Genomic DNA, 25,174 nt, shown 5'->3' on the forward strand with positions numbered 1-25,174 from the left:
CGCATCCTGCGGGTGCCACCGCCTACGCTGGAGCACATGGCGACTCCCGCGGGACGTCCCGCCGCGTTCTTCGACCTCGACAAGACCATCATCGCGAGGTCCAGCACGCTTGCCTTCAGCAAGTCCCTGTTCGCCGAGGGACTGCTCAGCCGGCGCGCCGTCCTGCGCAGCGCCTACGCCCAGCTCGTCTTCAGCACCGGCGGTGCCGACCACGACATGCTGGAGCGGATGCGCGACGAGATCAGCGCGATGGTCACCGGCTGGGACGCCGTCACCGTGCGCCAGATCGTGCGCGAGGCACTGCACGACGTGATCGAGCCGCTGGTCTACTCCGAGGCGCTCGACCTCATCGAGGAGCACCGCGAGGCGGGTCACGACGTCATCATCGTGTCGGCGTCCGGGTCCGAGATGGTCGAGCCGATCGCCGAGATGCTGGGCGCCACGCACGCGATCGCCACCCGGCTCGAGGAGATCGACGGTCGCTACTCGGGGAAGGTCCTGCACTACTCGTACGGGCCCAACAAGGTCACCGCGATGCGCGAGCTGGCCGAGCTCGAGGGGTACGACCTCGACCACAGCTTCGGCTACTCCGACTCCGAGACCGACATCCCCATGCTGGAGGCGGTCGGCCACCCGTTCGCCGTCAATCCGGACAAGGGCCTGCGCCGCCGCGCCGTCGAGGAGGGCTGGCCGATCCTGACCTTCGAGCGGCCCACGGCGCTGCGCTCGCGCCTCGTCCCCGAGACCACCACGGGCAAGGCGATGGCGCTCGGCGGGATCGCGGCCTCCGCCTCGCTGCTGGCCCTGGGGATCACGGCGGCGATCCGTCGCCGTCCTCGCGAAGCCCTGTGATCCAAAGTCCTTGTGATTCAGGTCACGGTGAGGCACGCTGGAGAGAGAATTCCAGAGCAGTCCGCATCCAGGTACCCACGCGGCGATCTCCCTTCCACAGGGCAATCGCAGACGGGACACCCGCCGTCGTTCGCGCGATGCCGGCCCCGAGGCGATGATTGACGAAGGCACGCTTGGTAGCCGAGATGCGGACTTCCACGACGGCGTCGGGCCCGCCCCGACGCCGTCGTCCTGTGCCCCGACCCGGAAGCCTCAGCGCGAGGCGAGCGGAGAGGCCTCGGCACCGCGCGTGAAGGCCTCGGCCGCGTACAGCAGCCAGCGGTGGACGCCCGTCTCCTCGGCCCCGTAGCCCGCGAGTGCCGCGAAGTAGTCGGGAGCCGCGGCCACGTGACCGGCCTCCGGCACCGTGACGGACGCGGGATCCACCCCGCGCGCGAGCATCACGAGCCGCTCGGCGGCCCGCCCCACGACGCCGTTGTGCGAGACGAACGCGCCCGCGGAGGCGATCTCGGCATGCACGAGGGCGGCCACCACGAGGGCCGGCGCCTCGGTCTTCGCGCCCAGCAGCGAGGCCAGCTGGGTCAGCCGCGCCGTCCCGGCCGGGTTCACGGGGCGGCCGAGGTCGTCGTCGGGCACCGAGCCGGCGGCGGCGAGTGCGTGCATCCGGGCCATCGCCTGCACCGGCGAGCGCTGCCACGTGGGCAGCAGGCCGAGCAGCTCGGTGGACAGCCGCACGGCCGCGCGAGCCGTGGCGTCGCCACCGCCCGAGGCGAGCTCGTCGAGCTCGCACTCGCTGCCCTCCAGCGTGGCCGTGGCCCACGCGCCGATCAGCAGGGATCGCGCGGTGTCGTCGGGCGTGCTGCGGCGCAGGCCGCGGTCACGCAGGACGGCGTCCATCCCGTCGCGAGCGGCGCGGAACGCCGACGGAACGCCCTCGAGGGACGCGGCTGCGATGAAGGGATCTGACACGCAGGCAGCGTACCCAGCACGCCTCCGGGCCCCGGGCGTGACCGGCGGTAGCCTCGGAGCGTGGACGTCATCCCCGCAGCGCGCGCGGCCAAGTGGATGGTGGGCGACCGCCTCTCCACGGTGCTGCACCTCGGGGACGGCGGCCTGGCCTACGAGCTCGCCGAGCAGGGCCACGACGTCACCGTCCTGGGCGACGACGTCGAGCAGGTGCGCAACCCCGACCTGTCGTACATCCGCTCCGGCGGCGACCGGCTGCCGCTTCGCTCGAACACCTTCGACGTCGTGATCACCCCGTTCTTCGAGGAGTCGCCCTCCGCGCTGGCCGAGTACGCGCGGGTGCTGGTCCCCGGTGGGCTGCTGTCGAGCATGAGCCGGCGCTACGACGACTCCATCCCCTGGATGCGTCGCCTGCGGGCGATCACGGGCGACCGCGACGCCCCCGAGCCGGCTGTCGACACGTTCTCGGCGTCGGGGCTGTTCGGTCCCCCCGAGGTCGAGGTGTTCAACGCCTGGGAGGAGCTCGACCTCGCCCACCTGCTGCGCTTCGCCGAGCAGACCCGGCGCCCGACCGTGCCGGAGTCGGCGCTCGGTGCGGTGCACGACCTGTGGCGCGAGTACGCGTCGGGCGCCGCGAAGCTGCGCCTGCGTCACGAGACCCGGTGCGTTCGCGCCGTCGTGGACAAGTCCGCGCTGGCCGGCGAGCCGGATCCGCCGGACGCGATCCTGCTCTCCCTGGACTGACGTGAGCCCTCTCGACGCCGGGATCGCGGTGGCGGTCGTCGCCGTGCTGGCCGGCCTGGCCCTGCTCACCCGGTGGGTGCTGCTGAGCCGGCGGCGCAGCCTGGGCTCGGCCGAGGACCGCGCCACCTACGAGACCCTGCACACCGCGGCCCTCGCTGCACCCGCGCTGCGCTCGGGACTCGACGCCGAGAGCGTGGGCCGGGCCCTGCCCCACCTGCGCCAGCTGATCGGCGCGCCGACGGTGGGCATCACCGACACCCACGGGCCCCTCGGCTGGGCCGGACGCGACGAGACCGAGCGCACCGCGAACCTCGTCGCCGTGGCCCTCAAGCACGGGCGCACGCAGGCGTCGAACCGCGTCATCGTCGCGCCGCTCTCGGTGGAGGGCAGGGTCGTCGGCAGCATCGTGGTGGTCGACGAGAGCGCCTCGGCGGGCCTCGCGCGCACCGCGACCGAGGTGGCCGGCTGGGTCTCCAGCCAGCTGGAGCTGGCCGAGCTGTCCGCGTCGCGCACGGCACTGATGGAGGCCGAGCTGCGGGCGCTGCGCGCACAGATCTCGCCCCACTTCATCTACAACTCCCTCGGCGCGATCGCCTCCTTCGTGCGCACCGACCCCGAGCGGGCCCGCGAGCTCCTGCTCGAGTTCGCCGACTTCACCCGGTACTCGTTCCGCCAGCACGGCGACTACACGACCCTCGCCGAGGAGCTGCGGTCGATCGAGCGCTACCTCGTGCTGGAGAAGGCGCGGTTCGGCGACCGCCTGCGCGTGATCACCCGGGTGGCTCCCGAGGTGCTCAGCCTGACCGTCCCCTTCCTCACGGTGCAGCCCCTCGTGGAGAACGCGGTGCGCCACGGTCTCGAGCGCAAGCCGGGCCCGGGCACGCTCACGGTGATCGCCGAGGACGCCGGCACGGAGTGTGTCATCTCGATCGAGGACGACGGCGTGGGCTCGGACCCCGAGACCGTGCGCGCCGCCCTGGCGGGGCGCACGAGCTCGCCGTCGGTGGGCCTGGCGAACGTGGACGAGCGACTGCGCACGGTCTACGGGAACGACCACGGCCTCGTCGTGGAGACGGCGCCCGGGATGGGCACGAAGGTCACGCTGCGGATCCCGAAGTTCACTCCGACCACGGTCGACTGACGATCCGTAGACTTGACCGGTGAGGTTTCTCAACGATCTGCAGCCCAGCCACGACCTGACGTACAACGACGTCTTCATGGTTCCCGGTCGATCCGACGTGGCATCGCGCTTCGACGTCGATCTGTCCACCGCCGACGGCACCGGTGCCACCCTGCCGCTCGTGGTGTCCAACATGACCGCCGTCTCGGGGCGCCGCATGGCCGAGACGGTCGCCCGCCGCGGCGGCATCGCGATCCTGCCGCAGGACATCCCCCTCGACATCGTGGCCGACACCGTCGCGCGGGTGAAGGCGGCCCACACCGTCTTCGACACCCCCGTGGTGCTGACGCCGAACATGACCGTCGGCGAGGCGCTGAGCCTCGTGCCGAAGCGCGCCCACGGTGGCGCCGTCGTGGTCGAGTCGCTGAGCGGCCCCGAGCTGAAGGTCGTCGGCGTCTTCACGCCGCACCTGGCCCACGAGATCGACCGCTTCGCCCAGGTGCGCGAGGTCATGCTGACCGACCCGTTCGTGCTGCAGGCCGACGGCGACGTGCGCGAGATGTTCAACCTGCTGTCCGAGCAGCACGTGCCCTTCGCCCCCGTCGTCGACGGCGGTGCGCTCGTGGGCGTGCTCACCCGCAAGGGCGCGCTGCGCTCCACGATCTACACCCCGGCCACCGACCCCGACGGCCGGCTCGTCGCCGGCGGGGCGATCGGCATCAACGGCGACGTCCGGGGCAAGGCCCAGGCGCTCGTCGAGGTCGGCGTCGACGTGCTCGTCGTCGACACCGCCCACGGCCACCAGGCGAAGATGTTCGACGCACTGCCGCTCGTGCGCGAGGTCCGCGACGCCCACGAGGCCGCCACGGGGCGTCGCGTGCCCATCGCCGCCGGCAACGTGGTGTCGGCCGAGGGCGCTCGCGACCTCGTCGCCGCCGGCGCCGACATCGTCAAGGTCGGCGTGGGCCCCGGCGCGATGTGCACCACCCGCATGGCCACCGGCGTCGGCCGGCCCCAGTTCTCGGCCGTCCTCGAGTGTGCCGCCGCCGTCCGGGAGCTCGGCGCGCACGTGTGGGCCGACGGCGGCGTCCGCTGGCCCCGCGACGTCGCGCTGGCGCTCGCCGCCGGGGCGGGCAGCGTGATGATCGGCTCGTGGTTCGCCGGCACGCACGAGAGTCCCGGCGACCTGAAGTTCGGCCCCGACGGCCGCGAGTACAAGGAGTCCTTCGGCATGGCCTCGTCGCGCGCGGTGGCGAACCGCACGCGCGACGCCGCCGGCTTCGAGCGCGCCCGGATGGCGCTGTTCGAGGAGGGCATCTCGACGTCCCGGATGTTCCTCGATCCCGAGGCCCCCGGCGTGGAGGACCTGATCGACCAGATCACCGCGGGCGTGCGCTCGTCGTTCACGTACGCCGGCGCCCGGACCCTTCCTGAGTTCGCCGACCGCGCCACCGTGGGCCTGCAGTCCAGCGCCGGCTACGACGAGGGCCGCCCCCTGCACGCCTCCTGGTGAGGATGCAGGGGCGCGGCCCCGCTCAGTGCGCGCCGACCGAGACGATCTCGTTCGGCACGCCCGGCAGCTCCACACTCCGGGCGACCCGGCCCGCGGCCAGGTCGATCTCGTGCACCGTCGAAGCCCCGGGCTCGGTCACCCAGGCCGTGTCGCCGTCGACGGCGAGGGTCGGGCGGGGACGCTGCCAGTCGAGCGGCTCGGTCCACGCGTCGATGACGACGATCCGGTCGGTGACCTTCCCCGTCTGGGGGTCGATCACGTGCAGGGCGCCGTCCGTGCCCAGCACGAGCGCCTCCCCCGCCGGGCCGCGGCCGAGCGACCGGAACGTGTAGCTCGTGCCGAGGTCGACCAGGCGCAGCTCGCGGGTCTCCGTGTCGATCAGGCTGATCCGCTCGGGACGCTCGAGCTCGGCGTCCGCGTCCACCTTGTAGTCACCGAGGACCACCGGCGAGGCGGGGCTGCCCGCCTGGTTGCCGATCCGGCCGTACGCGTCGGGGCTCGAGATCTTCGTGATCGTGCCGTGGTCGACCACGACCACGCCGTCCTCGCAGCCGACCACGGCGCGGCCGTCCGCGGCCGTCGCCTCGCCGTGGACGCCGGGGCAGTCGTCCGTGCGCGCCTGCTCCGAGCCGTCGACGCCCTCGCGCAGGACGACCGTCGAGCGGCTGTCCGCGGTGCCCTCGGTGTGCATGAGGTCGCCGCCCAGGTTCACCGCCACGCCGTGGTGCGGGTCGGGCGTCTCGGTGGTCTCGAGCACCTTCGTCGGGTCCTGCGAGTCGAGCACCCGGATCGAGCCGTCGCCGTCCCCGAAGAGCACCGTCCGGCCGTCGCTGACCGTGACGTGGCCGGGCTCGGCGGCCTCGAACGTCTCGCCGAACGTCGGATCTCCCGTCACGCGGTGGTGCGCGTGGTCGCCGTGCGCCTCCGCCTCCACGCCCGTGTCGAGCAGGCGGAACCCGTCCTCGGTCGAGACGAACGCGTGCTGGCCGTCCCCTGCGGCGTTGACGCGTGTGAAGCCCGCGGCGGGCAGGGCGCCCACGGGCTCCAGGGTGTCGCGCTCCAGCACGAGCACCTCGTCCTCGGTCGTCACCACGAGCCGGGGCCCGGAGACCTCACGGCCCTCGTGCTCGTCGGCCTCCTCGGGACTGCCCGAACCGGCCTCACCGCACGCGGCCAGCACCGAGCCCGCCACCAGCACCGCCAGGGCGAGGCGCCCCTGTCGCCATCTCGTCATCGTCAGCTCCTTTTGAGAATGAATGTCATTCCCATTAGAACACGACGACGCGGCCCCACTCCGCTAGGGCATCGGGAGAGGGAGTCAGCGCAGGATGAGGTCGAGCCCGCGGGCGAAGGAGGCGTCGAGGTCGGGATCCTCGGCGAGGATGCCGATCTGCGCGGCCTGGCGGTGCATCTGGGTGGCCTGGGTGTGGCCGAACACGTAGAGCAACAGGGTGCGGGCGAGGTCGGGCGTCGTGAGCTCCGCCAGCTCGTTCTCGATGCGCGAGTCGCCGAGCCGGAAGGCCGAGGCGGTGGCCACCACGTCGGCCCCGTCGCGCACGGCCAGCATCGCCTCGCGCAACGCGTGGGCCGCCTTCGCGGGGTCGTCACCGACCTCGACACCGGCCACGATCCGGTCGGCCATCAGGGCCAGCAGCGTCTGCTTGTCCGGAACGTGGTGATAGAGCGCGCTGGGCTGCACCCCGAGCTCGCTCGCGACGCGTCGCATCGAGCAGAACTCGAGGCCGAACGCATCGAGCACGCGCAGCGCGCCGGAGACCACGTCATCACGGGTGTTGGCCATGACGCCACCTTATCGGCTAGCCTGAACACCGTTCAGGTGAACACCGTTCAGGAGACGACATGACCACGACCACCAGCACCCGCCGCCGCCTCACCGGCACCGACCTCGCGCTCATCGCGGCCTTCGCGGCACTCATCGCCGCGTGCGCGCTGCTCCCGGCGATCAACGTGGGTGCCGGCATCGTGCCGATCACCCTGCAGACCTTCGCCGTCCTGCTCTCCGGCGCCGTGCTGGGCGCCAAGCGCGGCTTCCTGGCGGTCCTGCTCTACCTCGCGATGGGCGCGGCGGGCCTTCCGGTCTTCTCGGGCGGAGCCGCCGGGCTCGCCGTATTCGCCGGCCCCACGATGGGCTACCTCATCGGCTTCCCGTTCGCCGCCGCGCTGTGCGGGTTCATCGTCGAGCGCCTGCCGCGCGACAAGATCGCGACGAGCATCCCGCTGATCTTCCTCGCCGGCCTCTTCTCCAGCGCCGTGCTGATCCACACCCTGGGCATCCTGGGCCTGGTCTGGCGCGCCGACATGAGCCTGGAGGCTGCGTTCAAGGTCGATGTCGTGTTCTGGCCCGGCGACGTCATCAAGAACCTCGCCATGGCCACGGTCGCCACCGCCGTGCACCGCGCGTTCCCCGACCTGCTCCCCGCACGCCGTAAGTGATCGAGCTCGTCGAGGCCGCCGTCGAGGGGCGGCTGGCGCCGACCTCCGTCCGGCTCACCGAGCGACGGGTCGCGATCATCGGCTCGAACGGCTCGGGCAAGTCCACCCTCGCCCGGCTCGTCAACGGACTCGTCGAGCCGACGAGTGGGCACGTGGCGCTCGACGGCCTCGACACGCGCCGCGACGGACGTGAGGTCCGCAGGCGCGTCGGCTTCGTCTTCACCGACCCGTCGGCCCAGCTGGTCATGCCGACGGTGGCCGAGGACGTCGCGCTCTCGCTGCGCAAGCGCCACCGCGACAAGGCCGAGCGCGAGCGGGCCGTCACGGCGGTGCTCGAGCGCTTCGGACTGGCCGATCTCGCGCTGCGCAGCGTGCACGCGCTCTCGGGCGGCCAGCGCCAGCTGCTCGCGATCGCCACCGTCCTGGCGACCGATCCCGACGTCCTCGTCGCCGACGAGCCGACCACCCTCCTCGACCTGGCCAACACCCGCCGCGTCGGTGAGGTGCTGCTGGGCCTGCCCCAGCAGCTCGTCCTGGTGACCCACGACCTCGACCTCGCCGCGCAGTGCGACCGGGCCCTGGTCGTGCACGAGGGCCGGGTGGCGTTCGACGGGCCGGCCTCGGCGGCGGTCGACCACTACCGGGCGCTCGTGTCGTGAGCACTCCTCTGGGGCTGTACCAGCCGGGGACCTCCCCGCTGCACCGGCTGTCCCCCGGACCGAAGCTGGTCGGCCTGTTCCTGCTCGCCATCGCGGTCCTGGTCACCAAGGGGCCGTGGACGGGCGTGGGATTCGTCCTGCTCACGATCGCGCTGGCCGCACTCGGGAGCCTGTCGCCGGGCTCCGTCCTGCGGGCGCTGCGGCCGTTCCTCGTCGTGGCGGTCCTGCTGCTGGCCTTCAACGCCTGGCAGAACGGGTGGCCGCGCGCCGTCGAGGTGGTCGCCGACCTGACGGCCCTGATCCTGGCCGCCACGGTGCTGACCGCCACCACGGCCGTGAACGACCTGCTGGACACGATCGTGCGCTCCCTGGGACCGTTCCGCCGCCTCGGCGTCGACCCCGACCGCGTGGGCCTGACGTTCTCCCTCATGCTGCGCGCGCTTCCCGGCACGATCGAGCTGGCAGCCGAGACCCGCGACGCCGCCCGGGCTCGCGGCCTCGACCGCAGCATCCGGGCCCGCACGATCCCGCTCGTCCTGCGCGTGGTCGCGCGTGCCCGCGACACCGGGGACGCGCTGCATGCCCGTGGGGTGCTCGACTGACCGTCCGGTCCTCCGGCGCGACATCCCGCAGAGTGACTAGGCTCACTCCCATGGCGCGCGCACTGCGGACGCTGGTGGTCGACGACGAGCAACCGGTGCTGGACGAGTTGGTCTGGCTGCTCGGCCGCGACGACCGGATCGGCACGATCGACACGGCTCGGTCCGGGACCGAGGCCCTGCGCCGACTCGACGCCGGCGACATCGACCTGCTGTTCCTCGACATCGCGATGCCCGGACTCACCGGCATCGACATCGCGCGCCTGCTCGGCCGGTTCAAGTCGCCCCCGCAGATCATCTTCGTCACGGCGCACGACGCCCACGCCGTGGAGGCCTTCGACCTCAACGCCGTGGACTACCTGCTCAAGCCGATCCGCGAGGAGCGCCTGCGCGAGAGCGTGCGCCGCGCCGTGGCCGACTCCGACCCCGGGGGCGCCGACTCCGACGACACGATCGCGGTCGAGCTGGCCGGGGTCACCCGGTTCGTGTCGCGCTCCAAGGTCACCCACGCCGAGGCCCAGGGCGACTACGTCCGGCTGCACACGCTGGACGGCGCCAGCCACCTCATCCGCACGCCGCTGACCTCGCTCGCCGAGGACTGGGCCGACGCCGGCTTCCTGCGCATCCACCGCAGCATCGCGGTGAACCGCGCCCACATCCTCGAGGTTCGGATGTCCTCCGGCCGGGCCAGCGTGGTGGTCCCGGCGGCCGGCGGCACCACCACCGAGCTGCAGGTCGCGCGGCGCCACACCCGCGCCCTGCGCGAGCTGATCGGCGAGCACACGCCGTGACCGAGGAGCCACGGGAGTCCGGCCGGGTCCGGATCACCAGCCCCCTCTCGAGCGCTCCGGCGCACGTCCGCAGCACGGTGGGCCAGGAGATCGACGAGGCCACCGGCGTCGGCGAGGTCTACATGCAGTCGCTCATCCGGTCGCAGCTGCGCGCGGCCGCGACCGTGACGATCACGCTGCTGCTCACCGTCGTGAGCCTGCCGCTGGTCTTCTCCTGGGTACCCGGCCTCAACGACAGCCGCGTCCTCGGCATCCCGGTGCCGTGGCTCGTGCTCGGCGGCGGCGTCCATGCGGGCCTGATCCTGCTCGGCTGGCTTTACGTGCGTCACGTCGAGCGCGTCGAGCGGCTCTTCGCCCTGCTGGTCGAACCGGGCGACACCCTGTCATGAGCCCCACCTGGGGGATCGTCGCGGTCGCGCTCGTCTCGATCGCCACCCTCGCGATCGGCGCGTTCGGGCTGCGGATCAGCCGCACCACGAGCGACTTCTACGTCGCGTCCCGCTCGGTCTCCCCGGCACTGAACGGCTCGGCGATCAGCGGCGAGTACCTCTCGGCGGCCTCGTACCTGGGGATCGCGGGCCTCGTCCTGGTCAACGGCGCGGACATGCTCTGGTACTCCATCGGCTGGACGTCGGGGTACCTGCTCCTGCTGGTGTTCGTGGCGGCTCCCCTGCGCCGCTCGGGGGCCTACACGATCCCCGACTTCGCCCAGGTGCGGCTGCAGTCGGTGGCGGTGCGCCGGGTCTCGACCGCCCTCGTCGTGGCGGTCGGCTGGCTCTACCTGCTGCCGCAGTTCCAGGGCGCCGGCCTGACCCTGGAGGCCGTGCTGGCCGCCCCGCGCTGGGTCGGCACCGTGCTGGTGGCCGTCATCGTGACGCTCAACGTCGTGCTCGGCGGGATGCGCTCGATCACCTTCGTCCAGGCGTTCCAGTACTGGCTGAAGCTGACCGCCCTGCTGATCCCGCTGATGTTCCTGCTGCTGGCCTGGTCGCGCGACGGGCGCCCGGCGGCGCAGGCCCCCAGCGACTGGTGGATCCCGCTCGGCGACGCCAACCCCCAGACCATGTACTCGACCTACGCCGTGATCGTGGCGACCTTCCTGGGCACGATGGGCCTGCCCCACGTGGTGGTGCGCTACTACACCAACCCGGACGGGCACGCGGCGCGCCGGACCACCCTCATCGTGCTCGGCCTCGTCTCGGTCTTCTACCTGCTGCCGACCTTCTACGGCGTCCTCGGCCGGATCTACGCGAGCGACCTCATCGACTCCGGCCGCGCCGACACGGTGGCGCTCGAGCTGCCGAGCCGGCTCATCGAGGGCACGGCGGGCGAGCTGCTGACGGCCCTGGTGACGGCCGGGGCGTTCGCGGCCTTCCTGTCCACGTCGTCGGGCGTGACGATGGCCATGGCCGGCGTGGTCGGACAGGGCCTCAGCAACCACGCGCCGTGGCGGGGCCGGCTCTCCTCGATCGCCGCCCTGCGGATCGCCGCGGCGGCCTGCGTGGCGGTGCCCCTGCTGCTGGCGTTCGTCGCCGAGCCGATCCCGGTGGCCAGCTCGGTGGTGTTCGCGTTCGCGCTGGCGGCCTCGACCTTCTGCCCGCTGCTCGTGCTGGGGATCTGGTGGCGCGGCCTCACGTCCGCGGGCGCCATCGCGGGCCTGATCGGCGGTGGCGTGTGCGCCGGGGCGGCCCCTTTCGTGACGCTCGCGCTCGACGTGGAGGGCTGGTGGGGCACGCTCATGAGCCAGCCGGCGGTCTGGTCGGTGCCGGTGGGCTTCGGCCTGATGGTGGGCGTCTCCCTGGCGACCCGGGCGCGGGTGCCGGCGAACGTCGGCCGCACGATGGTGCGCCTGCACACGCCGGAGCGCGTGCAGGTGGACCGCCGGTTCTGAGTCAGACGCTGCGCGAGGTGTCGAGGCGGTCGAACGCGTCGAGCACGTCGCCGACCGAGGGCTTCTCGATCGTGGTCACCGCGACCGCCCGGCCCTCGCGCTCCTGGCGCAGGTGGCGCTTGACGGTGGACGTGGAGCAGCCCAGGCGTTGCGCCAGCTCGCGGCAGGTCTCGTCGGGATGGGCCTTGCGGGCGCCGATCACCTCGGCGTGGTCGACCGGGCCGCCCCCGACACGTGCGGTGCCGTAGGGACTGGAGTCGAAGCGCACCTCGATGCCGAGCTCGCGGCGCATCGTGCGACGCTCGGCCTCGCTGGTGCACGCGACGAACCCCAGGACGTCGACCTCGACCACCGAGCGGTAGAGGCAGTCGGCGAGAACGTCGCAGCCCGCACAGCGGCGGTGGGCGGCGGCTCGCTTGACGAGGTAGTCACGCCATTGCTCGACGGTGACGTCGCGACGCGCCGGCGGGGACAAGAGGATCTCGTCCTGGTACATCTCCGGCGACACGGCACACGGTGGGAGTGTCGGCCTCATTGCCATCTCCGATCCTGCAGGTGACCCCAGTCTAGAGGTACATTCCCCCGGTTTCGGAAGGTGTGACTCGTTCGGTTGTCGCGCCGTCCTCGCCGGCACCTCCCGGCAGTGCCAGGCGCATGTTCTGCAGCTGGCTCTGGGCCTGCACCTGCTGGGCGTACAGCGCGGCCTGGATGCCGTGGAAGAGGCCCTCGAGCCAGCCCACCAACTGGGCCTGGGCGACACGCAGCTCGGCGTCGCTGGGCGCCTCGGCGTCGAACGGCAGGCTGAGCCGCTCGAGCTCGTCCACCAGCTCGGGGGCCAGGCCGTCCTTCAGCTCGTCGATCGACTGGTGGTGGATCTCGCGGAGGCGGGCGCGGCTGGCCTCGTCGAGCGGCGCCGCCTTCACCTCTTCGAGGAGCTGGCGGATCATGCCGCCGATGCGCATGACCTTCGCCGGCTGCTCCACGAGGTCGGTCAAGGGCGTGCGCGTCGGCTCCGCGGCAGCGGGGACGGGCTGGCCCTGGGGGTCGATGATCCGGTCGTCGGTCATGCGCCCCACCCTAGGCCGGGAGACCACGGGGCGCGGCCCGGACCTCAGGCCCTGACGTCGAGGACGACCTTGCCCACGTGCGACGACTCCTCGAGGATGCGGTGCGCGTCGGCCACCCGCGAGAGGGGCACGGTCTCGTGCACCACGGGCCCGAGGGTGCCGTCCTCGATGAGCGGCCAGACCTTCTCCACGAGCTCGGCCATGATCGCGGCCTTCTCCTCGACGGGCCGGAATCGCAGGGACGTCGCCGCGATGCTGCCCTGCTTCGCCAGGAGCGCACCCAGGTTCAGCTCGCCCTTGCGGCCGCCCTGCATGCCGATCACGACGATGCGCCCGCCGCGGGCGAGCGAGGCGACGTTCTGGGCGAGGTACTTCCCGCCGATGATGTCGAGCACGACGTCGACCCCGCCGAGGTCCTGGCACGTCTCCACGAAGTCGTCCTCGCGGTAGTTCACCACCGCGTCGGCGCCCAGGCGGCGGACCACCTCGGCCTTCTCCTCGCTGCCGACCGTGGTGACCACGGTGGCCCCGAAGGCCTTGGCCAGCTGGATCGCCGTGGTGCCGATGCCGCTCGCACCACCGTGGACGAGCAACTTATCGCCCTCGCGCAGGCCGGCGAGCATGAAGACGTTGGACCAGACGGTCGCGTAGGTCTCGGCGATCGCGGCGGCCGTGATCAGTGAGGTCCCGACGGGGACGGGCACCACCTGCCCGGCCGGCGCCACCACCCGCTCGGCGTAGCCGCCACCGCTCAGCAGGACGCAGACCTCGTCCCCGGGGGCCAGTCCGGTGACGCCCTCACCGAGCTCCTCGACGACGCCGGAGCACTCCAACCCGAGGACGTCGGTGATGCCGGGCGGCGGCGGGTAGTGGCCCTGGCGCTGCAGCAGGTCGGCGCGATTGACGCCGGCGGCGGCGACCCGGACCGCGACCTCGCCAGGGCCGGGCTCCGGATCGGGGAGATCGGCGACGACGAGGCTGTCGGGGCCTCCGGGCTCTTCGACGATGACGGCTCGCATGTGCTCCACGGTAGTGACCGGCACACTGGACCTCATGCAGGTGACGCTCGTCCAGCTGGCCGCCACCCTCGACTCGGCCGCCAACCGTGCCCAGGTGGAGGCGCGGCTCAGTGATCTCGACGGCTCCGGGCTCGTGGTGCTGCCCGAGGCGACGATGCACGACTTCGGCCCCGCCGACCACGACCTCGCGGCCGTCGCCGAGCCCCTGGACGGCCCGTTCGTCGACCTGATCGCGCGCGAGGCCAGGCGCCTCGGATCCACGATCGTGGCGGGGATGTTCGAGCGCACGGACGATCTCCCGTACAACACGCTCGTCGTGGTCGGTCCCGACGGCGGTCTCGCCGCGACCTACCGCAAGATCCACCTCTACGACTCGTTCGGCTACCGGGAGTCCGAGCGGCTGAGGGCCGGCGCGATCGAGCCCGTCGTCGTGCCCGTGGAGGACCTCAGCGTCGGTCTGATGACCTGCTACGACCTGCGGTTCCCCGAGCTGGCGCGCGCGCTGGTCGACCGCGGCGCGGACGCGTTGGTCGTCCCGGCGGCGTGGGTGGCCGGCGAGCACAAGGCCGAGCACTGGCGCACGCTGCTGCGTGCCCGCGCCATCGAGAACACCGTGTGGGTGGCCGCGGCAGGCCAGGGCGGCTCTCGCTACACGGGCCGTTCCTTGGTCGTCGATCCGTGGGGAACTATCGTGGAGGAAGCCGCCGGGGGGGACGAGCTGGTCACTGCGCAGGTCGCGGTGGACGCCGTTCGCGCTTCCCGCGACGTGAACCCGTCGCTCGCCAACCGGAGGATGTCCACACCGTGACGACTGCCCCGCCGGGCCGACGCCGCCTCGACACGTCGGTCCCGACCCCCTACGAGGTCGCGACTCGTGAGCCGCGCGTCGACTCGCCGCGCTGGTCGCGCCTGCTCATGATCGCCACGTTCGTCGCGTGGGCGTGCAGCACCGCCGGGGCCGCGTCCGCGATCGCCGACGTCGGCGCTCCGTCGTGGCTGTGGCGGCCGTCGGCGGCCGTGCTGCTCGTGGCGTTCGCGGTCATGCTGACGCACCGCGTCGGCGGGTACATGCGCATCTGGGTGTCCCTGTCGCTCCTGCTGTCCGCGGCCGCCCTGCTGAGCGGGGTCAACGCGCTGCTCGCCGCGGCCGCCGGGACGACGGCGGTCCTCTCCGCCGTGTCCGCCGTCGTCTTCACCCGGCCGGCCGCGTCGGTCGTGCAGGTCCTGCGCGAGTACGCCGTGATGCTGATCCTCGCGCTCAGCGGCGCGGTGGGCGTCGCGGCATGGAACGCACCGGTCGAGGTGCGCCCCTTCGGCCTCATGGTCATGGCCGTCTCGGTCACGCTCGCCATCTCGATCGTCTGGCGCCTCGGGTCGGGCCTGCACGGCTTCGGCCGCAGCCACCTCAAGCTGCTCGTCGTGGTGGCCGTGGTCGCGGTGGGCCTGTTCTACTACGGCAGCTTCGTGCGGACGGCGGGCTCCCCGGCGCTGACGAACCTGCTCGACGACACGATCGTGTGGCTGCGCCAGAACATCGGCGGCGTACCGCGCCCGTACGAGTTCCTCATCGGGTTCCCGGCCCTCGTGGTGGGCGTCTCGATGCGGTCGCGGTACCGCGAGGGCTGGTGGGTCTGCGTCTTCGCCGTCGTCGGCACCGTGATCGTCGCGAACTCGCTGATCGATCCGCGCGCGTACCCGTCGTACTTCGCGCTCTCCACGCTCTACAGCGCGATCATCGGCCTCGTGATCGGCCTGGCGATCCGCGCGGTCCTCTTCCGCCCGCGGTCGCGCCGCGCCGCGCGTGCCGTGCAGCAGGCCCAGCGCACCGAGCCCAGCCGCCTCTCGCCGCTGCGCTGAGCCCCTCCGCCCCGCCCCCACTTTTGGAAGCGGATGCACGTTCCCGGGGCCGTGGGACGTGCATCGGCTTCCAAAAGTGGAGGGCTCGGGTCCCACGTCGGGGCGCCGGTGCGGCGGAATGCGAGAATCGACGCAGGTCCCGTCGCCTCGGTGGCGGGCCTGGAGGGGTGCCGGAGTGGCCGATCGGAACCGCCTTGAAAGCGGTCGCTGGCAGCAGTGTCAGCCGCGGGTTCGAATCCCGCCCCCTCTGCGTGACTCGCTATCGACTCGACCGGTCGCACCTCATGGTGCTTGCCGGAGTGTGCTTCATCGTCGCTGCCGCGGGCGTCCTCGTCGCGTTCCTCACCGGGACGGGCAGCGACGTGCGCACCACCGTGACCATCCTCGCCGCGGTCGTCGCGGTGGTCGCGCTGCTCGTGGCCGCCGTCATGAACCTGCGGCCCCCCACCGTGGTCACCCTGGACCCCGCCGGGTTCATCGCCCGCGGGCGCCACGGCGACGTGACGTGGAAGCAGGTCGAGTCGGTCGGCGTCAGCGACGGCATGCTGCGGTTCACCGACGGCACGGGCACCGTCACCGCGTTCCCGCTGTCGCTCGTGGACCGCACCCGGCGTGCCGAGCTCATCCGCGAGGTCTACGACCGCCTCAACCAGGCCAACGGCTACCGGCGCTTCGATCCCACCGAGGGCTGACCTCCGAGGACACCAGCAGACGTGAAAGGTGGGAGCAGGCTGACCTGCTCCCACCTTGGTTGGCGGAACGAGCTCCGCCCTGCCCGGGTCCGTGGACACCAGCAGACGTGAAAGGTGGGAGCAGGCTGACCTGCTCCCACCTTGGTTGGCGGAGATGGAGGGATTTGAACCCTCGAGAGGTTTGAACCTCAACCCGCTTAGCAGGCGGGCGCACTAGGCCACTATGCGACATCTCCAGACAACCGCATCAGGATACCCACCCCGACCCTCAGTCAACGAATCAGGGCGAGCGCTTGATGATCGAGGTGCTCATCTGGTCGAAGTCCTCGGGCAGCTCGGGCAGGGGCGTGGGCGGGTGCGGGTGGGCTCGCATGCCGTCGAGCACGAGGCCACGGATCCGCGCCGCGATCCACTCGTGGTGCTCGGGCGCGAAGGTCCTGACCTCGCCCAGCATGACCGCCACGGCGCTGAGGTCGGAGACGGAGAGGTCCGGGCGGGCGGCACCCTCGTCGATCGCACGGCCGACGAGGTTCCCCAGGGGCTCGATCCATCGCTGGCTCGGGCGATACTCCGGATCGTTGATCGCCTGGCGCCGCATGACCTCCGACACGATGCGCTTGTCGAGGAGCATCCTCATGCACTCGTTGAGCACCAGCTCGATGCCCTCCCAGCCCGACTCCATCTGCACGGCACGGTCCGCCAGGTCGTCGAAGAAGCGGATGTACCGGTCGTAGAGGGCGCGCACGAGCTCGTCGAGCGACGCGAAGTTCCGGTAGAGCGTCCCCGTGCCCACCTTCGCCGTCGCTGCCAGGGTGTGCAGAGGCGCGTCGAGGCCGTTCTCGGCGAAGTACACCTCGGCGGTGTCGATCAGGCGTTCGCGGTTCGCGACGGCATCGCGACGCTGTGGAACGCGGGGGGAATCGTCCATCGTGTCCAACGTACGGGATCGCGGGCAGCACGTCCGGCAGACCCAATTTCCCACCTCACGAGGTCACACGTTAGACTCGTCGAGGCCCGCAAGGGCGCGCGCCCGTAGCTCAACGGATAGAGCATCTGACTACGGATCAGAAGGTTAGGGGTTCGAATCCCTTCGGGCGCACCACCTCCCCCGGTCGACCACCAGGTCGCCGGGGTTCGTCTTTTTCGGCCCTCGAGCCGACCGTGCGCGGATTGTTACCTGACACGCCGTCAGAACATCTGGATGAGCGGCTGCCGACACGTCCGCGTAACGAGCCGTGCCCAGACTCAGGTGGTCCCCGCTCCGCGCCCTCGGGTGCGAGCTTCCCCCACCCGAGAGGGATCACGTGTTCAACCAAAGAGGATGGCGACTCGCCACCGTGGGAGCCCTGCTGGCGCTGCCCCTGGCCGCGGTGCCCGCCCACGCCGACGACGGCGCCCTGGCCTCCGGCGACGACTGGTCGGTCAGCCGCGCCGCCGGTGGCTACCTGGTCACGGTCGACCTGGCCAAGAAGCTGCCCATGGTCTCCGACGCCCCGACGATCGAGGTCGACGGCAAGCCGATTGGCATCGCGACCGAGTCCGCCGACGGCCGCAGCCTGTCCGTCTTCACCGCCGACTCCGCCGTGGTGAAGGCCGACGACATCGAGGCCGGCTGGTTCAGCAAGCCGTCGAGCGCGCCGCTGCGGGCCACCGAGCTGGCCGAGATCGCGGCGGCCGAGCCCGAGCCGCTCGACGCGAACCCCGCCTCGCTGGGCTCCTACGAGCACACCGAGGCCGTCTACAACTTCGGCGCCCAGTCCGTCCCGCTGGCCGCGATCGGCGGCATCCGCGGCGAGCTGCAGGGCAAGGTCTACCTGCCCAAGACCGGCGGCGCGCGCCCCGTGGTGCTGCTGCTCCACGGCCGCCACACCTCCTGCTCCACCGGCACGGCCAACCCGAACCGCTGGCCCTGCGGCGCGAACCAGATCAACATCCCGAGCTTCGCCGGCTACGACGGCACGGCACGGGCGCTGGCCAGCCACGGGTACGCGGTCGTCTCGATCGCCGCCAACGCGATCAACTCCAACGACAACCAGCTCGCGCTGGACCAGGGCGCCCAGGCGCGCGGCCAGCTGCTGCTCGACACCCTCTCGATGCTGAAGAAGGCGAACGAGGGCGCCGAGGTCGTCCACCACGACGCGCAGACCGACGCCGACGTCACGCTGGCGCAGGCCCTGGCGAACCAGGACCCGCTGCCCGGCCTCACCGAGGGCACCGCGGGTCTCTCCCCCGCCGAGCTCGTGGGCCGCTTCGACTTCTCGAACATCGGCATGATGGGCCACTCGCGCGGCGGTGAGGGTGTCACCTCGGCCGCCACGCTCAACCAGGGTCTGGACAAGCCGTGGAAGATCACGTCGATCCTGCCCCTGGCGCCGGTCGACTTCGCCCGCATGACGGTGCCGAACGTGCCGATGAACGTGATCCTGCCCTACTGCGACGGCGACGTCTCGAACCAGCAGGGCCAGCACATGCTCGACGACTCGCGCTACGCGTTCGACGACGACGTGCTGCGCAGCGGCGTGTGGATGATGGGTGCGAACCACAACTTCTACAACACCGTCTGGACGCCCGGGAAGTACGCGTACTCGGTCTCCGACGACTGGGGCGCGACCTCCGCCGACGCGGTCTGCGGCCCGCGCTCGGAGACGAACATCCGACTCAGCGCCGACGCGCAGTACGACGCCGGCACCGCCTACATGGCCGGCTGGTTCCGCCTGACGATGGGCGACGAGAAGCAGTTCCTGCCCATGTTCGACGGCTCCGCCGAGGTGCCCGAGGTGCTGGGCACGCCCGACATCCGCAGCATGTCGACGGCTCCGGCCTCGGCGCGTCAGACGATCGCGTCCTTCGAGTCGCCCAGCTCGCTCGTGCGGGTCCAGGGTGCCGCGACGGCCACGGTCTGCGCGAGTGCCGCGGGTCGCACCGTGACCCAGGTCCTCCCGGCCTGCACGGCCTCGACACTCGGCACGAGCGCCCAGCCGCACTGGACGCCCGCCAGCAACGGCGGCAACGTCCCGGCCACGCCGGTCACGAAGTTCTCGTGGACCGCGCTCGGCACGGGCACGTCGACCATCACGCCCAGCGAGGTGCGCGTCAGCGTTCCCGCGAAGGCGCGCGACGCGTCGAAGTCGGAGCGCCTGTCGGTGAAGGTCGCCGCGGACGACACGGTCGCCAGCAGCACGGCGCTCTCGCTCACCGTCGTCGACGGCACGGGCGCGTCGTTCACCACGCCGGTGGCCGACCTCAACCCGCTGGCCACGACGCGGTTCCCCGCGTCGACCAGCGCGCTGCTGAAGAAGATCATCCTGCAGCAGGTCGACCTCCCGGTCGCCACGCTGGAGACCGCCGGCCTGAAGGTCTCGGACATCCGTGAGGTCCGCTTCGGCGCCCTCGCCGGTCCGGACGCCCTGGCCGCCGGTGGCGTGTTCCTGTCCGACCTCGCGTTCGAGAGCTCGGCCGTGGGCACCGCGGACAGCAAGACCGTCCCGACGATCAACGTCGACGCCCCGAACGTCGACGAGGGCAACGCCCCCGGCACGGCCGACATCGCGGTGTACCTCGACGAGGCGGCCTCGATCCCGGTCACCGGCTACGTGTCGGCGCTCGGCTCGGCCACCGGCCGTGGGGGCATCGCGATGGAGAAGGTCACCTTCGCCCCGGGCGAGACCTGCAAGGTCGTCAGCGCTCCGGTGCTCGGCGACGCGGCCTCCAGCACGACGAACTCCACCTCGGTGAAGGTCTCGGTCATCAACACGGCCGGCGGCGTCCTGGGCACCAACGCCCTCGACTGGCTGGTCGTGCGCGAGGACGACGGCGTCACGGGCTCGGCGACGGCACTGCCGTCGGCCGGCGTCCAGGGCGACGCGTGCGCCGAGCTGGCCGCCAAGGGCCAGCAGGCCGAGGTCTCCGTCAGCGACGCGAAGCCGCAGCCCGGCGAGTCCGTCACGGTCACGGCCGGCGGCTTCCGCTCCGGCGAGGGCGTCACGGTGACCGTCGCCGGGATCGACCCGGTCGTCGCCGTCGCCGACGCGACCGGCGTGGTCAACGCCGTCGTCGCCATCCCGGCCACGGCGGTCCGGGGCACGGCCGAGATCTCGGTCGTGGGCAGCGGCACCGACCGCACGGGCACGGGCTCGCTCGCGGTCCTGGACGCGAGCTCGACGAGCCTGTCGATCTCGCCCGAGGCACCGTCGATCAACGAGCCGGTCACGCTGACGGCCACGGTCGAGGGCGGCGACACCACGGGCTCCGTGGAGTTCCGCGACGGTGACACGGTCCTGGGCACCGGCGAGGTCGTGGACGGCGAGGCCACCCTCGACGTCCCGGGCTTCAAGGCCGGGACCCACGCGATCGTCGCGGAGTTCGCCGAGACCGGCGTCACCGCGGGCTCGACGTCCGGCGCGGTGACCTTCACCCTGGTGAAGGGCAAGCCCACGATGGTGATGTCGCTCTCGAGCGCCTCCACCACCTTCGGGCAGGCCGCGAGGCTGTCGGCGATCGTCGGCGGCGCGGACGGCGGCACCGTCACCTTCCGCTACGGCTCGGTGAGCAGGACCGTCGCGCTGGCCTCGGACGGATCGGCGGCCCTCACGCTGCCGGCCACCCTGAAGCCGGGTCGTCACACGGTCTCCGCCGCGTACGACGGCACCGACCGCACCGACGGCTCCGCGCGGATCTCGTCCACGCTGACCGTGGCGAAGAAGGGCACCACGGCGAGCCTCTCGGCGAAGTCCGTGGTCAAGCCCGGCAAGACCCTGAGCGGCAAGTTCGCCATCCGCGGCGGCGTGGCCGGCGTGGCGCCCACGGGCACCGCCAAGGTCTACGTCGCGAGCGGCAAGGGCGGCTACAAGCTGTCCAGGACCGTGCGGGTCCCGTCCACCGGCAAGGCGTCCTTCACGGTGAAGGCGCCCAAGAAGCGCCAGAGCCTGCGGGTGAAGGTGGTCTACTCCGGTGACGCGAACTACGGCTCGAGCAGCTCGGTCGTGAAGTCGGTGCGCGTGCGCTGACGTTCTGCGGAGCGAGGCCCCGGCAGCAGCTGCTGCCGGGGCCTCGCCCTTTCCGGTGGGCGGGCGTCGAAGTTTCCCCTGTTAACAGGGGAACCCATCGCTATGCGGGGGAAGTTTCCCCCGCATAGCGGCAGGAAACCCCGCTCGGTGGACGTGCGATGTGTCGCGCGGGCTGGGAACCCGGACACGAGAGCGCCCCGGCCCGCCGTGGCGGACCGGGGCGCTCGTGGCCCTCAGCGGTGAGTCAGCGCAGGACGCGCGACGTGCGCGGCGTGTACTTGACCACCGTGGCGTAGCCGGGCTTCGTGGCCGTGACCTTCACCCGGATCCGCTGACCCGCGTCGGCCTTCTTGAGCTTGTACGACGTCTTCGTCGCGCCCTTGATGGCCTTGCTGCCGCGGTACCAGCGGTACGACAGCTTGACGCCCGAGTCCCACGTGCCCGCCTTGACCTTCAGCGTGCGGCCCACCTTCGGCAGTCCGACGTGGAAGGGCTGCGGCTTGCGCGTCAGCAGGCCCGGGGCGACCTTGAGCGGAGCGCTGACCTTGGTCACCGGCGCCCAGCCGGACTTCGTGCCCGTGACCGCGACGGTCACGACGCGGCCCACGTCCCTCGGCGTGAGGCGGTAGGTCGCGCCGGTGGCACCGGGGACGACCTTCCCGCCGACCGACCACTGGAACGCCAGCGCGGTGCCGGACGGCCACGTGCCGGCGCGGGCCGTGAGGACCGTGCCGACGCGACCCGTGCCGCTCACGACCGGCACCGGGGCCGGGCTGAGGGGCTTGAGGCCGACGGTGTGGGTCAGCGTGGGCTCCCCCGAACCTCCGGCCGTGGCCGGAGCGGCCGAGACCTTCAGCGTGGCACCGGACTCCGACTCGACCTCGACCGTGAACTCGGCGCGCGCCGTCTGGCCGCTCGCGACCCGCGGAACGGACCACCGGAGCGTGGTGCCGTCGAGCTCGAGCCCCGCACCCAGCGAGACCACCGAGGCGTCGTCGAGGACGTCGGCCAGGTCGATCTCAGCCGTCGCGCCCAGGAGCGCGTGGACCGCCGTGTTCCTCGCCGAGACCGTGTAGGTGATCTCGTCGCCGGCGTCGACGGCACCCGGCAGCGGGTCGGCCGACAGGCCCAGCGTCCACGCGTCGGCCTGGTCGGCGATCGCCGTGGAGGCGCTGCACGTGACACAGGAGGAGCCGAGTGCGCTCGTGCTCGCCGAGATGCCCACCGTGCCGCCGGACGCCGCCTCCTTGACGGTGGCGGGGAACGTGACGGTCGCCGTCTGCCCGGCCGCCGTGGCCGGGATGGTCCACCTGAGCTTGCCGCCCAGGTTCGCCAGCTCGGCCGGCAGCGTGCCGAGCCGGGCGTCGTCGACGAGGTCGGCGACGTCGACGGTCACGGTCTGGCCGGCGATGGCCACCTTGCCGGTGTTCTGGGCCGTCAGCGTGTGGGCGACGGTGTCACCCGGCGCGAGCGGACCCGCGGAGTCGGAGGCGACCGAGAGGTTCCACTTCGAGGCCCACGCCGGCTTCGCCGTGCCGTACAGCCACGGGTTCAGCACGGGCGTGACGTCCGTGCCCGAGATCCGGTTGGCGAGGGCGACGAAGTCGGCCGTCGACGCGTCGGAGCCGTTGTTCTCCGCGACCCAGGTGCGCAGGATCTCGAACCAGGACGCGTCACCCACGATCGTGCGCAGCGTCTCGAACGTCATGCCGCCGCGTCCGTACACGTAGTCGAACAGGATCGCCGGGTCGGTGAAGCCCGCCAACGGCACCTGCCACTGGCCCGCGGTCGGCGCGCTGGCATTCCACGAGTTGTAGTAGGACGTCTCCGGCGAGGTCGTCGTCGCGCCGGTGTCGTAGTTGTAGGCGCGGGGCGCGTAGTCGCCCATCCCCTCATTCAGCCACAGGTCGCTCCAGTCGCTGGGCGAGACCGCGTTGCCGAACCACTGGTGGGCGATCTCGTGGATGAGCGTGCCCTTGCTCACCGAGTTCTGGTAGAACGAGCGGTCCTGCGTCTCCAGCGCGTAGCCCACGTTGATGCGGTCGACGACCGCGCCGGTGGCCACGCCCGGGTACGGACCGAACTTCGACTCCATCCAGCGCATGATGTCCTGCGTCTGCGCGAGGCTCGCCAGCGTCGTCGTGCGCTGGCTGGAGGTCATCGCGGCGTCGAGGAACGTCCAGTCGCGGTACGTGCCGCTCTCGAGCTCGATCACGGACTCGCGGACCTCGTACTTGCCGATGGAGACCATCGACAGGTACGGCACCATCTGGTTCGGCTGCTTCCAGTGCCACGTCTCCAGGGCGCCGTTGCGGGTCTTGGAGTGGAGCGAGCCGTTGCTCGCCGCAGCCATCGACTCGCCGTCCATCAGCCGCGGGATCGTCAGCTTGATGTCGTACTTCGCCTTGTCCTTGAGCGAGTTGTTGACCGGGTACCAGGTCATCGCGCCAACCGGCTCGTTGACGGCGGTGGCGCCGTCGTCGCCGGCGATCCAGCCCTCACGCGAGCCGTCCGGATCGATGTGGGCGACCGGGGAGCCGGAGTAGGCGACCACCGCGGTGAAGTCGCCCTCGACGGGCTCGGCGGGCGTGACGACCAGCTTGTACTTGGTGGTGGCGGCGTCGATGTCGCGCTCCCACGTGGCGGGCGCCCCGTCCACGGTGATCGAGTCGACCGTGAGGCCCTCGAAGTCCAGCGAGAACTCCGACAGCGGAGCGGCCGCGGTGGCGCTGATCTTCGCCGTGGCGACGATCGTGCTGGCCGACGCGACCGGCGCACCCGGCGTCCACGCGATGTCCAGGTCGTAGTGCTGGACGTCGTACCCGCCGTTGCCGACGTTCGGGAAGAGGGAGTCGCCGGAGGTGCGGGCACCGGCGACCGGATCGGCCGCGGCGGCGGTGGCCGTGGTCGCGCCGAGGGCGCCGACGCACAGCGCTCCGCTCAGGGCCGCGACCGCGACGGCACGGGCCGGCCGGGTGAGGGAAGGAGGAAAGGACATCATGGCTCTCTCGTCGGGGGGCTTTCGCCCATCCTGCCCGTGACGGGTGTCACTCGTCCGCTGAAGCGGTGAGGTTTCACACGCCCGCAACACGCGGACCACGACCGCCACGAGATGCGCCGTCGTCCCATCCGTGTTGGCATGGAGGAGAGAAGAAGACCAGAGGAAAGGTGGAGATCATGGGACTTGATGACAAGTTGAAGAACGCCGCTGAAGACCTCAAGGGCAAGGGCAAGGAAGCCACCGGCAAGGCGACCGACGACGAGAAGCTCGAAGCCGAGGGCAAGGGCGACCAGGCCAAGTCGGACATCAAGCAGGCCGGCGAGAACGTGAAGGACGCGTTCAAGCACTGACCTGACGAAGCACTGACCATGTGCTGACGACGAGGGCCCCGGGAGATCACTCCCGGGGCCCTCGTGCGTCTGGTCTCAGACGAACAGCGTCGTCAGACGGTCGGCGGCGGCGTGGCCGTGCCCGTGGCTCCGACGTCGCCCGTGGGCGTGGTCGGGGTCGTGGTGGTCGTCGGTGCCGCAGTGGTGGTCGGCTGTCCCGGCGTCGTGTAGGTCGACGCGGTGTAGGTGGGCTGGTCGGCCGACTTGGCCTTGAGGAAGGCCGCCACGCCGGCGGCGCCCGCGGTGAGCAGGCCCACGAAGGCCACCTTCTTCACACCCTTGAACCGCTTCTGCTTCTTCGTCTCGACCGGCAGCTTCTCGCTGACCTCGGCCGGCAGCTTCTCGACCAGGTTGTCACGCAGGTCCAGCAGCTCCGACTTGTCCGGCAGCTTCTCCAGCAGGTCGTCGCGCAGGGCCAGCCACTCGCCCCGGTCGGGGAGACGCTCGACCAGTTGGTCCCTGAGGTCGCGCAGCTCGGATGCGTCCGGCAGCTGCTCCACGACGGTGTCGACGTGATCCTTCACGCTTTTCTTGCCCTTGCCCACGATGGCTCC

General features: G+C 71.7%; 24 protein-coding genes and 3 tRNA genes. 17 read left to right on the forward strand and 10 right to left on the reverse strand.

The window, feature by feature from the left end; translation table 11 throughout:
• The first annotated feature begins 36 nt into the window (after positions 1-36).
• Positions 37-852: an HAD family hydrolase gene (locus tag B5D60_RS06860; protein ID WP_078699469.1), complete on the forward strand. Its 816-nt coding sequence runs from the start codon at positions 37-39 to the stop codon at positions 850-852.
• A 252-nt stretch (positions 853-1,104) separates the two neighbouring features.
• Here B5D60_RS06860 and B5D60_RS06865 read toward each other — a convergent pair whose 3' ends face one another.
• Complete coding sequence (locus tag B5D60_RS06865) at positions 1,105-1,821, reverse strand: Fic family protein (RefSeq protein ID WP_078699470.1); 717 nt, start codon at positions 1,819-1,821, stop codon at positions 1,105-1,107.
• A 60-nt stretch (positions 1,822-1,881) separates the two neighbouring features.
• On the opposite strand from B5D60_RS06865, the gene B5D60_RS06870 reads away from it, so the two are divergent.
• The 3 genes from B5D60_RS06870 to B5D60_RS06880 are packed head-to-tail and all read left to right on the forward strand — an operon-like array spanning position 1,882 to position 5,195.
• The gene (locus B5D60_RS06870; protein ID WP_078699471.1) at positions 1,882-2,562 is read left to right on the forward strand and encodes a methyltransferase domain-containing protein; all 681 of its coding nucleotides are present in this window, start codon (positions 1,882-1,884) and stop codon (positions 2,560-2,562) included.
• Position 2,563: 1 nt separating this feature from the next.
• Positions 2,564-3,703: a sensor histidine kinase gene (locus B5D60_RS06875; RefSeq protein WP_078699472.1), complete on the forward strand. Its 1,140-nt coding sequence runs from the start codon at positions 2,564-2,566 to the stop codon at positions 3,701-3,703.
• 19 nt (positions 3,704-3,722) lie between these two features.
• Positions 3,723-5,195, forward strand: coding sequence for a GuaB1 family IMP dehydrogenase-related protein (locus B5D60_RS06880; protein ID WP_078699473.1), 1,473 nt, complete (start codon positions 3,723-3,725; stop codon positions 5,193-5,195).
• Between the two features lie 22 nt (positions 5,196-5,217).
• On the opposite strand, the gene B5D60_RS06885 is transcribed toward B5D60_RS06880, so the two are convergent.
• The gene (locus tag B5D60_RS06885; protein WP_078699474.1) at positions 5,218-6,429 is read right to left on the reverse strand and encodes a hypothetical protein; all 1,212 of its coding nucleotides are present in this window, start codon (positions 6,427-6,429) and stop codon (positions 5,218-5,220) included.
• An 84-nt stretch (positions 6,430-6,513) separates the two neighbouring features.
• The gene (locus B5D60_RS06890; protein WP_078699475.1) at positions 6,514-6,996 is read right to left on the reverse strand and encodes a TetR/AcrR family transcriptional regulator; all 483 of its coding nucleotides are present in this window, start codon (positions 6,994-6,996) and stop codon (positions 6,514-6,516) included.
• 59 nt (positions 6,997-7,055) lie between these two features.
• Here B5D60_RS06890 and B5D60_RS06895 point away from each other — a divergent pair, with 59 nt between their 5' ends.
• From B5D60_RS06895 to B5D60_RS06920, 6 genes are read left to right on the forward strand one after another with little or no spacing between them, the layout of a single operon-like run.
• A complete protein-coding gene (locus tag B5D60_RS06895) occupies positions 7,056-7,649 on the forward strand; it encodes a biotin transporter BioY (RefSeq protein WP_078699476.1) in 594 nt (197 codons plus the stop codon).
• Positions 7,646-8,308: an energy-coupling factor ABC transporter ATP-binding protein gene (locus B5D60_RS06900; protein ID WP_078699477.1), complete on the forward strand. Its 663-nt coding sequence runs from the start codon at positions 7,646-7,648 to the stop codon at positions 8,306-8,308. Before B5D60_RS06895 ends, B5D60_RS06900 begins: the two co-directional genes overlap by 4 nt.
• Positions 8,305-8,910 (forward strand): energy-coupling factor transporter transmembrane component T family protein, encoded by a 606-nt coding sequence (locus tag B5D60_RS06905; protein ID WP_078699478.1) that lies wholly within the window; start codon positions 8,305-8,307, stop codon positions 8,908-8,910. The genes B5D60_RS06900 and B5D60_RS06905 overlap by 4 nt, the downstream gene beginning before the upstream one ends.
• Positions 8,911-8,960: 50 nt before the next feature.
• Positions 8,961-9,698 (forward strand): LytR/AlgR family response regulator transcription factor, encoded by a 738-nt coding sequence (locus B5D60_RS06910; protein WP_078699479.1) that lies wholly within the window; start codon positions 8,961-8,963, stop codon positions 9,696-9,698.
• The gene (locus B5D60_RS06915; RefSeq protein WP_078699480.1) at positions 9,695-10,087 is read left to right on the forward strand and encodes a DUF485 domain-containing protein; all 393 of its coding nucleotides are present in this window, start codon (positions 9,695-9,697) and stop codon (positions 10,085-10,087) included. Before B5D60_RS06910 ends, B5D60_RS06915 begins: the two co-directional genes overlap by 4 nt.
• Positions 10,084-11,589: a sodium/solute symporter gene (locus B5D60_RS06920; protein ID WP_078699481.1), complete on the forward strand. Its 1,506-nt coding sequence runs from the start codon at positions 10,084-10,086 to the stop codon at positions 11,587-11,589. Before B5D60_RS06915 ends, B5D60_RS06920 begins: the two co-directional genes overlap by 4 nt.
• Before the next feature lies 1 nt (position 11,590).
• On the opposite strand, the gene B5D60_RS06925 is transcribed toward B5D60_RS06920, so the two are convergent.
• The 3 genes from B5D60_RS06925 to B5D60_RS06935 are packed head-to-tail and all read right to left on the reverse strand — an operon-like array spanning position 11,591 to position 13,675.
• A complete protein-coding gene (locus B5D60_RS06925; protein ID WP_078699482.1) occupies positions 11,591-12,097 on the reverse strand; it encodes a winged helix-turn-helix domain-containing protein in 507 nt (168 codons plus the stop codon).
• 58 nt (positions 12,098-12,155) lie between these two features.
• On the reverse strand, positions 12,156-12,656 hold the full coding sequence (locus B5D60_RS06930) for a bacterial proteasome activator family protein (protein WP_078699483.1): 501 nt from the start codon (positions 12,654-12,656) through the stop codon (positions 12,156-12,158).
• Positions 12,657-12,700: 44 nt separating this feature from the next.
• Complete coding sequence (locus B5D60_RS06935; RefSeq protein ID WP_078701320.1) at positions 12,701-13,675, reverse strand: NAD(P)H-quinone oxidoreductase; 975 nt, start codon at positions 13,673-13,675, stop codon at positions 12,701-12,703.
• A 34-nt stretch (positions 13,676-13,709) separates the two neighbouring features.
• Between B5D60_RS06935 and B5D60_RS06940 the strand changes: the two genes are divergently transcribed.
• The 4 genes from B5D60_RS06940 to B5D60_RS06955 all read left to right on the forward strand — a co-directional run bounded on the left by B5D60_RS06940 (position 13,710) and on the right by B5D60_RS06955 (position 16,224).
• Positions 13,710-14,483 (forward strand): carbon-nitrogen hydrolase family protein, encoded by a 774-nt coding sequence (locus B5D60_RS06940; protein WP_078701321.1) that lies wholly within the window; start codon positions 13,710-13,712, stop codon positions 14,481-14,483.
• Positions 14,480-15,532: a hypothetical protein gene (locus B5D60_RS06945; protein ID WP_078699484.1), complete on the forward strand. Its 1,053-nt coding sequence runs from the start codon at positions 14,480-14,482 to the stop codon at positions 15,530-15,532. The genes B5D60_RS06940 and B5D60_RS06945 overlap by 4 nt, the downstream gene beginning before the upstream one ends.
• Positions 15,533-15,693: 161 nt before the next feature.
• Positions 15,694-15,782: transfer RNA gene (locus B5D60_RS06950), tRNA-Ser, on the forward strand.
• A 1-nt stretch (position 15,783) separates the two neighbouring features.
• Positions 15,784-16,224: a hypothetical protein gene (locus B5D60_RS06955; RefSeq protein ID WP_153302896.1), complete on the forward strand. Its 441-nt coding sequence runs from the start codon at positions 15,784-15,786 to the stop codon at positions 16,222-16,224.
• Between the two features lie 146 nt (positions 16,225-16,370).
• Here the strand turns inward: B5D60_RS06955 and B5D60_RS06960 are convergent.
• A tRNA-Ser gene (locus tag B5D60_RS06960) sits at positions 16,371-16,460 on the reverse strand.
• Between the two features lie 44 nt (positions 16,461-16,504).
• Positions 16,505-17,152, reverse strand: coding sequence for a TetR/AcrR family transcriptional regulator (locus tag B5D60_RS06965; protein ID WP_078699486.1), 648 nt, complete (start codon positions 17,150-17,152; stop codon positions 16,505-16,507).
• 98 nt (positions 17,153-17,250) lie between these two features.
• Between B5D60_RS06965 and B5D60_RS06970 the strand changes: the two genes are divergently transcribed.
• Both B5D60_RS06970 and B5D60_RS06975 read left to right on the forward strand, forming a co-directional pair.
• A tRNA-Arg gene (locus tag B5D60_RS06970) sits at positions 17,251-17,326 on the forward strand.
• 202 nt (positions 17,327-17,528) lie between these two features.
• Positions 17,529-21,230, forward strand: a complete 3,702-nt coding sequence (locus B5D60_RS06975; protein ID WP_153302897.1) for an Ig-like domain-containing protein — start codon at positions 17,529-17,531, stop codon at positions 21,228-21,230.
• Between the two features lie 244 nt (positions 21,231-21,474).
• Here B5D60_RS06975 and B5D60_RS06980 read toward each other — a convergent pair whose 3' ends face one another.
• The gene (locus B5D60_RS06980) at positions 21,475-24,231 is read right to left on the reverse strand and encodes a M1 family aminopeptidase (protein ID WP_078699488.1); all 2,757 of its coding nucleotides are present in this window, start codon (positions 24,229-24,231) and stop codon (positions 21,475-21,477) included.
• Positions 24,232-24,407: 176 nt separating this feature from the next.
• Here B5D60_RS06980 and B5D60_RS06985 point away from each other — a divergent pair, with 176 nt between their 5' ends.
• Complete coding sequence (locus B5D60_RS06985) at positions 24,408-24,581, forward strand: CsbD family protein (RefSeq protein WP_078701322.1); 174 nt, start codon at positions 24,408-24,410, stop codon at positions 24,579-24,581.
• 92 nt (positions 24,582-24,673) lie between these two features.
• Here B5D60_RS06985 and B5D60_RS06990 read toward each other — a convergent pair whose 3' ends face one another.
• Entirely contained in the window at positions 24,674-25,144 is a 471-nt protein-coding gene (locus B5D60_RS06990; RefSeq protein WP_172806202.1) for a hypothetical protein, read from the reverse strand.
• Positions 25,145-25,174: the final 30 nt, after the last annotated feature.

Origin of the sequence: Aeromicrobium choanae, assembly GCF_900167475.1 — a bacterium.
In the GTDB taxonomy this organism is placed as follows: Bacteria; Actinomycetota; Actinomycetes; order Propionibacteriales; family Nocardioidaceae; genus Aeromicrobium; species Aeromicrobium choanae.

Excerpts from the sequence above, each read along its gene's own strand:
- B5D60_RS06860 (WP_078699469.1), top strand. The coding sequence starts at position 37 with ATGGCGACTCCCGCGGGACGTCCCGCCGCGTTCTTCGACCTCGACAAG.
- B5D60_RS06885 (WP_078699474.1), bottom strand. The coding sequence starts at position 6,429 with ATGACGAGATGGCGACAGGGGCGCCTCGCCCTGGCGGTGCTGGTGGCG.
- B5D60_RS06890 (WP_078699475.1), bottom strand. The coding sequence starts at position 6,996 with ATGGCCAACACCCGTGATGACGTGGTCTCCGGCGCGCTGCGCGTGCTC.
- B5D60_RS06895 (WP_078699476.1), top strand. The coding sequence starts at position 7,056 with ATGACCACGACCACCAGCACCCGCCGCCGCCTCACCGGCACCGACCTC.
- B5D60_RS06910 (WP_078699479.1), top strand. The coding sequence starts at position 8,961 with ATGGCGCGCGCACTGCGGACGCTGGTGGTCGACGACGAGCAACCGGTG.
- B5D60_RS06920 (WP_078699481.1), top strand. The coding sequence starts at position 10,084 with ATGAGCCCCACCTGGGGGATCGTCGCGGTCGCGCTCGTCTCGATCGCC.
- B5D60_RS06930 (WP_078699483.1), bottom strand. The coding sequence starts at position 12,656 with ATGACCGACGACCGGATCATCGACCCCCAGGGCCAGCCCGTCCCCGCT.
- B5D60_RS06935 (WP_078701320.1), bottom strand. The coding sequence starts at position 13,675 with ATGCGAGCCGTCATCGTCGAAGAGCCCGGAGGCCCCGACAGCCTCGTC.
- B5D60_RS06940 (WP_078701321.1), top strand. The coding sequence starts at position 13,710 with ATGCAGGTGACGCTCGTCCAGCTGGCCGCCACCCTCGACTCGGCCGCC.
- B5D60_RS06965 (WP_078699486.1), bottom strand. The coding sequence starts at position 17,152 with ATGGACGATTCCCCCCGCGTTCCACAGCGTCGCGATGCCGTCGCGAAC.
- B5D60_RS06980 (WP_078699488.1), bottom strand. The coding sequence starts at position 24,231 with ATGATGTCCTTTCCTCCTTCCCTCACCCGGCCGGCCCGTGCCGTCGCG.
- B5D60_RS06985 (WP_078701322.1), top strand. The coding sequence starts at position 24,408 with ATGGGACTTGATGACAAGTTGAAGAACGCCGCTGAAGACCTCAAGGGC.